The organism is Paenarthrobacter sp. JL.01a, assembly GCF_025452095.1.
Classification (GTDB): Bacteria; Actinomycetota; Actinomycetes; order Actinomycetales; family Micrococcaceae; genus Arthrobacter.
Genome location: NZ_CP104877.1, coordinates 2,049,204 through 2,061,129, shown reverse-complemented (window position 1 = coordinate 2,061,129; position 11,926 = coordinate 2,049,204). Strand labels below are relative to the sequence as shown.

Here is an 11,926-nt window from a genome sequence, read left to right as displayed (position 1 = left end):
GCGTTCTGAACGACCTGCATCCATTGTGGTCGGAAGAGTCAGTTCACTGACCCAATGGTGCAGGACGTACCCTCACGCCCGCACGTGAGGAGATCAGGGACACGGCCGTGATGGCGCACGGTCGCCATGATGCCTGCCAAAACGACGATCTGGAAACGCCCGGCCTCCACAGGCGAGATTCCGCCAAAAATAGAGCCGACAAAAGCACCCGGCAGGGTCACCAGCCCCGTAGTTTTGGTCTGGCCTATCGACGGGATCAAAGCGGAAAACACTGCACCGCGGGCCAACTCCAGTGTTGCCCGGCGTGGCGTGGCGCCCAGCGCCAACCACCCTTCCACTTCTTCCCAATGATCAATGACGGCCTCGGTGAAACGGCGACCGGCAAGAACCGTGGTAGTCATGGAGTTGCCTACGATTATCCCGCCGATAGCCAACGCATAACGAGAGGTCAATTCAACAGCTCCCGTGGCGAAAATAATGCCCATGCTGAGGAGAACACCCAAAGCCATGGAACCGGCGACACGTCTCAGGTTTTGCCAACTCCAGCCCAGCCGCCGGGTAGCGGTGGATGCCGCCACTGCGAACATCACCAACAGGGCAAGGGCAACGAAGACCGGACTGTTGATGACACCGCTGAGAATGATGCTGATGGCCGCCAACTGAACTGCCCCGCGCAGTATCGCCAAACCCGGAGACCACCGGCGGGGAACACCGTAGGCGCTCAGCACGATCCACGTCGTGGCCACCAGCAGCAGAACGCCCACAATTGTGGGCCCGAAATCCACAATTGTCATCTTCGGCGCCGCCGCATTCGGGACACCATGGATTGCAGCAGAGTCCGGGCAAGGGAGAGGCCTTGCTCGAAACGAATTTCCGGCAGGTAGGCACGGGTAACGGCCCTGCCGATGGCCGGCAATGCTGCGGGATCGGGATACACCATATAGAGAGGCACGAAACGAGGCTGGAACTTCGACTTGAAGCCGAGCAGTGAACGGAATCCATAGACGGGTTCCAGGGTGGACCCGAGGCCTTCAAGGAAGCGATCCATGGTGGACGAGGACGGATCCGGTTCGCTGCCGCTGCCACTGCCACTGCCAGGCGGCGGCGCCAGCGGGGCGCCCGAGAGACTGATGAATGTACAGCCCTCGTCCCTTAGGCTGACGGCAGCGGAGGCTATGAGGAATTCGGCACTGGCTCGCATTGCGGTGCTGCGTCGTCGTATCAGGTCCAGCGTCCAGCCGATGATCGCCCCGCCCCTATAGACGGGGAGCCACGAGGTCACGGCGTGCACTTTCTTGTCTTTGTCGATGGCCACCAGACAGCGGACTTCGGGATCGTCGAGTTCATCAAGGCTCCCCAGGGTGAAGCCCATTTCCGGGATACTTTTGTCCTCCACCCATTCTTCCGAGATCTCCTGGATTTGTGCTTGGACCGTGCGGGGTGCAGCCGAATAGGTAGTCCATTCAGCCCGGACGCCGGCCTTTGCAGCGTTGTTCATCGCCGTTCGGATGTCTTGGAATTTCTTTCCTTTGAACGTGACATTGTCCAGATCGAGAATCGTTTCCTGGGCGACTTGAACCCCGGCCCAGCCCCTGCCACTTGCATGGTCTTTCACTTCCTGGGGCACGGAGTAGAAGCACGGACTCCAGCCGTTGGCGGTGCAGTGGGCAGTGAATTCGTCAAAAGCCTTTTCCCGGTCCCTGAGGGGACCAACCGCCGGCCCCAGTGTGAGGGCGATGCCGCCGATAACCCGGTAGGCGACGAAACTCTGACCTTCAGGCGCGAACCAGTACCTGTTGCCCGGCCAGGTCGTCATCCAGGACAAGGTACCTCCATCCTGGGTTTTGATAATGGCGCGGGCCCGGTCTTCGTCCAGGCTGTGGCGGTTGTGCGCAGGTTGGAGGAAGGTTCTGAGCAGAGCGGCCCCCGTGACCGCCCAAAAGACGATGCCCACTCCCTCGTACAGGGCCACTGTCACAGGGCTCAGGGGAACGAAGGCGGGCGTCAGATCGAACATGTAAGCCAGTGGCAGGAACCGGTCCGGGACGTCAGCAAGGATTTCGCCCAGCCCGGGCGCTGGATTGAAGTCCTGGGCCAATGCCGAGGCTGCCCCAACATAGACCAATGCCAAGACGGCCGCCAGGACCGCGATGAGGGCTGCAAGACGTCGGTATGTGCCGTGCGGGGCGCGCACGCTGAACAATTTCCGTCGACTCCACAGAAGCACCGCCAGCAGCAGGGGCAGCAGCAGCGGCAGCACCAGGGAGAGCGGATGCCCGTGAGCGGCTGCCTCTCCTGCGGCGAGGCCCTCTGCTGCCGCAGTCTCACCGGCCGTGGGCTGCAGGACAGCAATGATGGTTGCGACGGCGATCGCTGACAGCGCTGCTTGGATGACCAACGTCCCCGCCCAAGCTGCGCGGCGACCGCGGCGCAATCCGTCGGCAAGCAGAAGCAACAGGAATGACGGAAGCACCGCCATGAAGGTGCCTCCTGCCCCTGCCCGCAGCTGCAATCCTGCCGCGGCGCAGTCCCTGGCCAAGGCAGGATAAGAGCAGAGAGTTTTCAAGGTCTCCGGATCCACGGGCTGGATGTTGGTGAGCAGGTAGCGTAGGACCGATAACGGACCTACTGCGTGAGGGGCAAGACCCGCGACCACTGGTCCAATGGCTGTTGCCGCGACCAGCAGAGCGATCAGCACCCGGCGCTCATGCCGGGAACCCACGGGATGCGGTGTCCTGGGTCTACGGCCCGACAGAAGCGGCCCGATGAGGGCGCCCGCTGTGGCGGCGAAGAGCCGGACCAAATCGGCGAATCCACCGTTGTACAGCGCGAGCAACAGGAGCAGGGCAAAAACCCCCAAACGTATCCGGCGTCGCCAAAGCGTCGTCATGGACGCAGTGGACGCCATCAGCGTGGCGCAAACGAAGGCCGTCGGCCCGGCAAAAACGTTCCCGCTTATTTGACCGACCCATTCCCCCACTACCCCGGCCGACACGCTCACGAATCCCATGGCAGCGGCAACTCCCACTACCTGGCCCGCGATCGCCGCCAAGGCGAAGCGACGGCTTCCAATACGTCGTTCAACCTGGACTCCGACACCCAACAACAGCAGAATGCCGATCAGTGCACTAGTAGGATTGCGGGCCACGAAAGCTGAGCTCAGCAGCACCCACCAGTGTTCCGGAAACGAACGCGCCGTTGCAGCCAGCGGCACCCGGGAACCTCCACTCAGGCCGTCAACGACGGAACCAAAAACCCCGACGACAATAATGCACATGACCGTCACAGGAGCTGTGGCGATGATTCCCGGAATTTGGCCCACGCGCCAGCGCTTTTGCGGTACGTTTTCCGCACTGTTCCAGCGCGTACTCATGGGTTTCCTCTCCGGGACCGGGTTCAAGGCTGTGGTGCTCGCCCACCCCAAGGACGCCCCATCCGGGCGTGACGGGATGATGCAGCGCCATCAAGGCTACTCCACCATGGCGCCCCGGAAAGCTTCGACGGAGCCTTGCCTTCTTGCTACGCAGAGCTTCAAACAATCCCCGGCTCGTAGGATCCCGCGCTCCACTCACGTCCCTGTGGGTCGAGAAACCTGCACCTAAGGGTGCCGGGTCCATGGGGCGGATGTTACTCCTACAGGGCTGTTCGGACGACCCAGAAAATGCACGCTGGCAGCTGCTCGAAACTGCTGGGGCTTCGCTGGGCCGCCAGTGACTGATGATCCAGGTGGCATGGATCCGGTGACGAGCTTGTCACGGAAGCTGTTTAGTTTGTCATAAAAATCAGTTGTTACTCGGAATAACTGAGAGAGTCCTGTCACGTGAAGTACAAGTTAACCTTTTATCACCGTTTGCACCGTGCCTTGTCGCCCCCCTCCCCCACTGATACTCTTTCGCTGGCAGGACGCATGGGGGTGCACCTTTTGATTTATGGCAGAACTGGCAGGCAATTTACTTAACTCATCCCGAGGAAGAATATGAAAAAGACCATCGCAGCACTAATGCTTTCGGGAGTTGTTGTTTTCGCTGGCGTTATGCCGGCCGTGGCCAGCACCTATCCCGCACCGGGCAACGAGCAAGGAACCGTTTCCGACGGCAACATTGACCGGGGTGAATCCATCACCTTTTCCGGCACCGGATACTTCCCGGGCGAGACCGTCAACATCACCTTCGAGAAGAAGGGACGCCCGAAGGGCAGCGCTCCAGCCAACTTCAGCGTTGTGGCAGACAGCAAGGGTGCGATATCCACCAGCATCACCTTCGATAACGCCGGCCAATACCAGATCGTTGCCACCGGCGCCGCCTCGGGCAACGTTCGCTCCGCACGGGTCGGTGTCAACAACGGCAACCACGGGCGCGGCAACAACGGCAACGGAAAGGGCGGTTCCAATCTCGTTTCCGTATCCAGCGTCACCGACGCCGGCACGGCGGCAGCACCGGCAAATACGGCAGCCGAACCAGGGCTGGTCGCATGGGGGCTGGTGGGCGTCAGCGTCCTGGCCGCAGGCTCCGCATCCGTGGTAGTCGCACGAAGGCGTGCAGGCACGAGCACCCCCAAGTAGCACCGAGCCATGAGGGCGGGGTGGGTGTTTCCTTGGGGGGACACCCACCCTTCTGCGTGGCGATGCTTTCTATTTTATATCGGCCAGTATTGACTTAAGGCATTAACAATTCGGAAAGCTGTAAATGCAGTCAATTTATTCTCAATTTGTAAAGTGCAGAGTGTAAAGCAGTCCAGCAGTCGCGGTGCAACGCCTGGTCGAACGCGATGCAGGTCCGGTTGTCTATCCGGTTTCGGAAAAAACCTTCGTGAATCAACGTCCATCCCAGCGTCACGCCAGCGCCCGGCACTGCCCTACCAGATAGCGAGCCCCCGAGGGCCGCTACCAAAAGGTTGGCGTTGAGAACCTGAGAGCCGCTCACGCCGCCAGCACCTAGGGTTGGTAAATGGACCTTTCGCATTTGGGTGCGCCGATCGGGCCGATGACCCGCGTCCATGGTGGGTTCGCCAACCGGATGTACCGGCTCGACACGGATCAGGGGTCGTTTGCTGTCAAGGAGCTGAACCTCGACGACCGGGGCGGGACCTATCCCACGGAGGATGTGTTCAGGTTTGAGCGGGCAGCCTTCGCTGCCGGCATTCCAATGCCGGAGCCGATCTCTGCCAGCCACGGAACGATCGTTCACCGCTGGGTCGACGGCGAGAAGGTGCCTGAAGCGCCGGTCCCGGCGGCATATGCTTTTGAGATTGGGGAGATCCTCGCGCGCCTCCATTCGCTCCACATCCCCTGGAACCATCAGCCGATCCCGGAGCACGCACCCAGTGACTGGTCCCGGCTGGCCAAGCGGGCGAAAACAACCGGACAGCCCTGGGCCGAAGAGCTCTCCTCTCACGTCGAGACCTTCCTCGCGATCACCAACTTCGTCGACACCTGCCGACCGCCAGGTCCGCTCGTGCTGACCCACAGGGACATCCAGCCATGGAACTTGCTGGCTCACGACGGGCGGCCGGTGGTGCTCGACTGGGAGCTCTCCGGGATGCTCGACCTCTCCGGAGAGCTTGGCTCAACCGCACTGTCCCTCGCCAAGGGACCCGGCCTGGACGACATCAAGCCCGAAATTTTCCGTTCGGTTCTGGACGGCTACGTCGCGGGCGGCGGTACTCTGCCGCCGCCAGGTCCAAGCTGGTTTGCCTACATGGTCGGCGCGTGGCTGGCGCACACGAGGCGGAACATCCTCAGGTGTCTAGCCGGCGTCGAGACGACCACTGGCCCGGACCTCGCTTTGTCGCATGAGTCCGTGAAGAACGGGGTGCATGGCCTTCCTGAGCTGTTCGAGCGGCTTCCGGAGATCGAGGCGCTGCTCCTGCGGGACTGACCTACGATATGGCTGGATCAGCGACCGCATACGACGCCGGGGCTCACCTTAACGGAAGAGGCACCCGCCTCATATCCAATTCGGTGCTGATAACAAAAACAGTTGACTCAAAGCTGCGGCATAGGTTCCACTCGTAGCGTTACGGACGTGTACGAAAGCAACCCGGAGCAGCCTGAGCCAAAGACCGGCACGAACGGCCGCGCCCGCCGCCGTTCGCCCGTCATTCACCGAAGGCGTGCGCTCTTCATATGGGTTTGCGCCATCCTCCTGGCCATGGCCGTGCCGGTCAGCGTCCACGCTGCGGCCCAGGCCCGCACTACGTCCAACGCCGCGCCGAAGACGACTTCGGAGCAACAACCGCCTCCCCCGGCGGTAGCTCTTTCACTTCCGACGACTGCGCCCTCGGCGCAAGGGGTGACAGCGGCCGACTCGATCGATGACCCGACCCTGGAGCGCGAAATAAACGACGTTATCGACGCCTACCCGGAATATCAGATCGGGGTGGCGCTCCTGGATGTGACAGCCGGGGGCGAGGACAAGGAAGTCCACCAGTACGGTGTGAAGAAACCATTCGAGGCTGCCAGCACCGCCAAGGTGCTGGCAGCAGCAGCGTATTTCCACCTTGTTGAAAGCGGCGCGGCATCACTCGACGAGCCGCTGGGAGCCTATCCGGCATCCTTTCAACTGCAGGCCATGATCCAGCAGAGCGACAACGACTCTTGGTCACTGATCATGGACGCCATCGGCTTCCAGGAACTGAGCGACTACGCGGACTCCTTGGGCGTGCAGTACGACCCGGAAACCAACACCCTCACCCCAGCGGACATGGCCCGCATCCTCGGTCAGCTCTACTCAGGGAGCCTGCTCAACGCCGAGGATACAACGCAGTTATTGTCCACGATGCAGAACACCAACGACGAAACACTCATCCCGGCCGCCGTCCCCGCAGACGTCACGGTCTACCACAAGTACGGGGAGCTTGGCGGGGAGCTGCACGATGCCGCGATACTGGAGAAGGGCGGACACAGCTACGCACTGGTTATCTACACCAAGGGTGAAGACTTAGGCAGCGCTACAGAACGCACCGACATCATCCACAAAGTGACGCAGCTCGTGGTCGACGCCCTGCTCCAGTGAAAGAGCCTGAACACTGTTCGGGCGGTCATCTCGAACGCAGCGCTATCCGGGTCTGCGTTTGTGCCGCCCCGCATTCCTTCTTGAGCCGGCGCAGCAGTGCGTCGAGTGCTGCCGTGTCAGGGCTATAAGCACGCAGGAGGTAGTCGTAGGGCCCAGTCATGTGGATGGCATCGACAATTTGCTTGATGGGTTCGATGCGGGCAAGGAAAGCGTCGTAGTCGGTTTCGGAATCAAGGCGGACGTCAATGAAGACTTCCAAGCCGCCACGAGGTCCGGGGGTATCTTTCCCCGCGATAACGGTGTAGCCGAGAATGATTCCGTCGTCTTCCAGACGCCGCACGCGGGCGGCAGCGGCATTGGTACTCAGCCCAACGTGACGGCCGACATCACTGAACGAACGCCGCGCGTTTTCTTGCAGAAGACCGAGAATTTTCTCGTCAATGTGATCCACACTTCAATAATATCTGCGCCAGACAATAGTTGGGCAGAGCCGGAGGCGCCGGGAAAGCAAACTGATCTGCATGGTGAACGAAATTTGGACCTCGACCTTGGCGGGTGCGCTGGTTGGCCTGGGGGTTGCAATGCCCCTTGGGGCCATCGCCGCGCTGCTGGTGCGGGAGGGAATCGTCAACGGATTCCGGGTGTCAAGTGCAGCTGCAGCCGGGGTTGCAACTGTAGATCTTTTCTACTGTGCGGGCGCGACGGCGGCAGGCACTCTTCTGGTACGGAACATCGAAGAACACCGGGGGATTTTCCTGCTGGCTTCGGGATTGCTGATCACCTCCATTGGGGTCATGCAATTCCTGCAGGGCTTGAAGAAGCCGTCACGCCCGGACTTCGAAGATAGCAAATCATCATCACGTGCCTTTCTCCGTTTTGTTGGCCTGACCGCTGTAAACCCCTTGACTCTGGTGTACTTCGTCGCCCTCGGAGGTTCTGTTGTCGGTCCCGGCGGCTCGTGGGCAGCTCCGGCCGCCTTCACCCTGGCGGCCGGCCTGACGTCATTCGCTTGGCAGCTAGTCCTGGCCTCTCTCGGCTCATTCTTCGGCAAAGCCGTCGGCCCCCGAACGGCACGGACTATTGGTATTGCCGCGTCGCTGCTGGTCCTCACACTGGGCACACTGGTTACGATCAATGGAGCCGCTGCGCTTGGCAATTCAGCCGGCTGACCCTGCGGCCACACCGGGACTGCTGAACCAGGATCAGGGTGCCGCCGGAACTTCAATAATGGCCAGGTTCCACCGGTCCGTTGTTGGGGACGTGTCATTGATGGTCACGGGCGTGCCGTTCGTTGGTGTGGCGGAGTTCTGTCGTTGGACCCAGTAGGTGTCTCCCGCTGGCGCCAGGAACTGGTCAACGAGGGTTTGATTCAGTCCTGGCGTGTGGGATATCGCGTTGGACCAGTCCGTGCCGACGCCCCAAACCCAGGAACCGGCCCTGGTGGTCGTAAGGGTGGCCGTCGGCGCGCCCGAGGAGGCATTGGCACCTAAGGTTACTCCTGATGTGGTGTCTGCACCGCGGAAGGCAACGACCGTCATGGCGGCTTGCCAACTGCCCGAGGCCTGCGTGGCGGTGACGGTCGCATTCGAAAGCGGGCCGGGGGCGACGGCTTGCCAGATCTCCGCAGTGCCTGGTTGCGTGTTGGTTCTTTGTCGAAGCGTCCAGGTCAGCCCTGCGCCGGCAACGCTGGCTATCCGCGCCGAATTCGCGGAGTTGGGTCCGTCCGAACTGATGAAGGCAAGGACGAGTTCGTTGGAGCCGGTGGTTGTCACACCCGGGGCGCTGATCGTCGTCGTGCTGGTGCCTTGGTGGACCGAGACGATCTTGTCGACCGTGACGCCGGGAGGCACTGCGACGGCTTGCGCCGTGGCGTTGTTCGACGGCGGACTGACGTTGCCTGCCGCGTCGAGGGCAGCGACTGTGTAGGTGTAGGTCGTCCCCGCAACCACCGAGGTGTCGGCGTAACTGGTCGATGGCGATGTCCCGATCACGGCTCCGTCACGGGAAACCCGGTACGAAGTGACACCCACGTTGTCTGTACTGGCCGTCCACGTCAAGGAAATCTGGCCGGCAGAGGCAGAGGCAACGAGGCCCGTTGGCGCCGACGGAGGGGTGGTGTCCTGGCCTGGCGCCGGCAACCGGACCATGGCGGCTGTGGACGGAACCCCATTGCCGTCGACGATCGAAAGCAGGTAGTACCCCGGAGGAGCGTAGTTTCCGTTCTCAGGCATTTGGACGTTCAGGCCGCCGGATGTTTGCGAGAAGTTCAGGTTCAGTGCCCTCGCGTTCTCATCGAAGGCATGGGTCACAGATCCCGTCTTGATCAGGGACACCGATTGGATCCGGGCCGCGTCCGGTGTTCCGATGAACGCGGGCGAACCATACTGGACGCTGCCCGGCACGCTGGAGATGGTTGGGCGCGGGCCCTTGAAAAGGTACGGCGGGGAGTAGATCTGGTAGCTTCTCTGGTCCGTGACGCCGTCGTCCCCGCCACTGCCGGAAACGAAGACCCGACCGTCCGGGAGCAGGACGGCCACCGAGTGGTAGAGGCGGGGAACCGACATCGGCGACAGGGTGCTCCACGTTCCCGCGGCCGGTTGCCAGACCTCGGCCTGCATTACGGCTTTGGTGACATCCTGACCCGATTTGTCCGTTCCACCTCCCGTGGCAAGGACTGAGCCGTCGGGCAGGTTCGTCAAGTTCACGAAGCTACGGGGAAACGCCATGGAGGCAGTCGCTTGCCATGCCGGGCTTGGCGCGTTCATATCCAGGATGTAGGCGGTGTTGGTGGACTGTCCCGTGAATCCACTGTCCGAGGCGGATCCGGACTTGATGAATTTGCCCGGCGCGTAATTGGCAATCGAGGCGCCGTCCAGGACACGGGAGTCCACGGTGGTCCATTGCTGCGTGGACACATTCAACGCCAGGGTCGAAGTGGCTTGTTCGGACGCCCCTGACTGGAGGACCCGGCCATCAGGCAGCTGATACATGAAGGGGTAATACGGGATACTCCGGTTCGCGCCCGTCAGGTCCGTCCACGTGTTCGTGGTGGGTGAATAGACTTCCGGAATGGTCACCAGGTCCGTCAAGCTGGTGTTAGAACCCGAGGTCACCAGCACGCGCCCGTCGGCCAACGTCGTCGCCGTCGGGTACCACCGCGGATGGTTCATAGGCGCCAGGGACTGCCAGGTTTCCGTGACGGGGTCGAAGGCCGTCACGTCGCGGATACCCAGCCCGCCGCTTGTTGAGGTCCCGCCGACGACGAGGATACGGCCGTCGGGCAGGACCGCTTGCCCTGCGCAGAAGAGGTCTGCGGCTGCGCTCGGTACCTGAATGTAGTTCCCTGTTGCGGGATCGAGCAGGTACTGCTGGCCGCCTTGGGAGAAGTCGCCCTGCCATGTGAGAACTTTCCCGGTCGGTGTTAGCGCTGCGTGGATGGACACCTCCGGCCAAGCGACGACAGGGCCCCACGAGCCGACTACCGACGGGTCCGTGCCGGACCCGCCGCTCGCGGTAGTGAAGGTCGCATCGCCCGAGACGGCAACATTGCTTACGGCGTCGGCGGATTTCACCCGGTAGTGGTACAAAGTGCTGGCCGAGAGCCCGGACAGTGCCTCTGAATGGGTGGTCTGAAGCGTCGAATTCTGAACCGTGCTCTGGCCGTATGCCGTGGTGGTGCCGTATTCCACCTGCGAAGTGGAAGCTTCGTCTGTGGCCCAGGTGATGGTCGCTCCGCTGGAACTGGGCGTGCCGGCAGACACAGAGGAGATCACGGGGGCAGTGGTATCGCCTGTTGCCGGTGGGGCCGGAAGAATTTCCACGATGGAGAGGTTCCATTGGTCAGTGGTAGGTCCTGTGTCGTTGATCGTCACGACGGTAGGAGGTGCCGCCGTCGTTATTGCGCTCTGGCGCTGGACCCAGAACGTATCGCCCTGGCTTGAAAGGTATTCGTCCACCTTTGTCTGTCCGGCGCCGACGCTGCGCGCGGTGGCCCTGTCCCAGTCATTTCCCACTCCCCACACCCATGAGCCGGCGCGCGTTGTGGTCAGGGAAGCGCTGGGAGCCCCTGTGGCGGCGTTTCCCGTTCCAATAGCACCGTCAATGGCCAAGTCCGCGCCGACAAAGGTCGCCACCGTCATCGACGATTGGTAAGAACCCGAGTTAGTGGCCGTGACAGTGACGTTCGTCAGCACGGCCGGCGCGACGGCCTGCCATATCTCCGCAGTGCCGTATTGGGCGTTGGTCCGTTTGCGCAACCGCCAGGAGAGGCCGCCACCTGCCACCGACGAGAACGATGCTCCACCGCTGGCTTTAGGTCCGTCGGATGTGAGGAAGGCAAGAAGGAGTTCATTCGTCTGACTCGTCGTAAAGGCGGGCGAGACGATTCGTGTGGATGGGGTGCTTTGGTGCGTGCTGACAATCCGATCCGTAGCCAAAGGTACTGCAGCTGCCACGGGTGCGGCTGCCGGGAGCAGGCTCAAGACGGATCCGGCGACTGCAAGAGCGAGGGCCGCAAGCATCGCGAGGGGCCGTGACGAAGAGATGCGTTGCATGGTTGTTCCTTTGATTCGACTGGCCGTGGCTGGCCAGGATCCGCGGGTCCGGCAAAGCAAAGGCGTCAGATTCGACGGAGCGGTCCTGGCTTCATCACTGGGCATCGAAATATGAACGGGGTGCCGCGGGCGTCGTTGACCTTTTCAGACGCCTTGATCACGGACTTTTGCTAACCGGGAGATCTCCTCACGATCCTGAAGAGAAACGCACCACCCATCGGCGGAGGCCATGCGTTCGGTAATTGGTACGGGTGAGACCCTGACGGCGGCAACTATGCCGTCCGAAACGCCAGGCCGGTTACGGCGGCGGATGGAAGACCTTCGGGAAGGTCAGTTCCACAGTCGAAGAATAACTGCCCT

8 protein-coding genes are annotated in these 11,926 nt (G+C 61.9%); 4 read left to right on the top strand and 4 right to left on the bottom strand.

Annotation, left to right across the window (positions count from 1 at the left end; genetic code table 11):
• Positions 1–38 precede the first annotated feature (38 nt).
• Both N5P29_RS09765 and N5P29_RS09760 read right to left on the bottom strand, forming a co-directional pair.
• Positions 39–794, bottom strand: coding sequence for an ABC transporter permease (locus N5P29_RS09765; protein ID WP_315973389.1), 756 nt, complete (start codon positions 792–794; stop codon positions 39–41).
• Entirely contained in the window at positions 791–3,373 is a 2,583-nt protein-coding gene (locus tag N5P29_RS09760) for an MprF family protein (RefSeq protein WP_262278365.1), read from the bottom strand. Before N5P29_RS09760 ends, N5P29_RS09765 begins: the two co-directional genes overlap by 4 nt.
• A gap of 603 nt (positions 3,374–3,976) precedes the next feature.
• On the opposite strand from N5P29_RS09760, the gene N5P29_RS09755 reads away from it, so the two are divergent.
• The 3 genes from N5P29_RS09755 (at position 3,977) to N5P29_RS09745 (ending at position 7,013) form a co-directional block, all read left to right on the top strand.
• Positions 3,977–4,561 carry a neocarzinostatin apoprotein domain-containing protein gene (locus N5P29_RS09755; RefSeq protein ID WP_262278364.1) on the top strand — a complete coding sequence of 195 codons (585 nt, stop codon included), beginning with the start codon at positions 3,977–3,979 and terminating at the stop codon, positions 4,559–4,561.
• A 385-nt stretch (positions 4,562–4,946) separates the two neighbouring features.
• A complete protein-coding gene (locus N5P29_RS09750) occupies positions 4,947–5,876 on the top strand; it encodes a phosphotransferase (RefSeq protein ID WP_262278363.1) in 930 nt (309 codons plus the stop codon).
• A 147-nt stretch (positions 5,877–6,023) separates the two neighbouring features.
• The gene (locus N5P29_RS09745) at positions 6,024–7,013 is read left to right on the top strand and encodes a serine hydrolase (protein WP_262278362.1); all 990 of its coding nucleotides are present in this window, start codon (positions 6,024–6,026) and stop codon (positions 7,011–7,013) included.
• 25 nt (positions 7,014–7,038) lie between these two features.
• Here the strand turns inward: N5P29_RS09745 and N5P29_RS09740 are convergent, their stop codons facing one another.
• Entirely contained in the window at positions 7,039–7,464 is a 426-nt protein-coding gene (locus N5P29_RS09740) for an Lrp/AsnC family transcriptional regulator (RefSeq protein ID WP_262278361.1), read from the bottom strand.
• A 70-nt stretch (positions 7,465–7,534) separates the two neighbouring features.
• Here N5P29_RS09740 and N5P29_RS09735 point away from each other — a divergent pair, with 70 nt between their 5' ends.
• Positions 7,535–8,182 (top strand): LysE family transporter, encoded by a 648-nt coding sequence (locus tag N5P29_RS09735; RefSeq protein ID WP_262278360.1) that lies wholly within the window; start codon positions 7,535–7,537, stop codon positions 8,180–8,182.
• Between the two features lie 33 nt (positions 8,183–8,215).
• On the opposite strand, the gene N5P29_RS09730 is transcribed toward N5P29_RS09735, so the two are convergent.
• Entirely contained in the window at positions 8,216–11,566 is a 3,351-nt protein-coding gene (locus N5P29_RS09730) for a galactose oxidase-like domain-containing protein (protein WP_262278359.1), read from the bottom strand.
• Positions 11,567–11,926 lie beyond the last annotated feature (360 nt).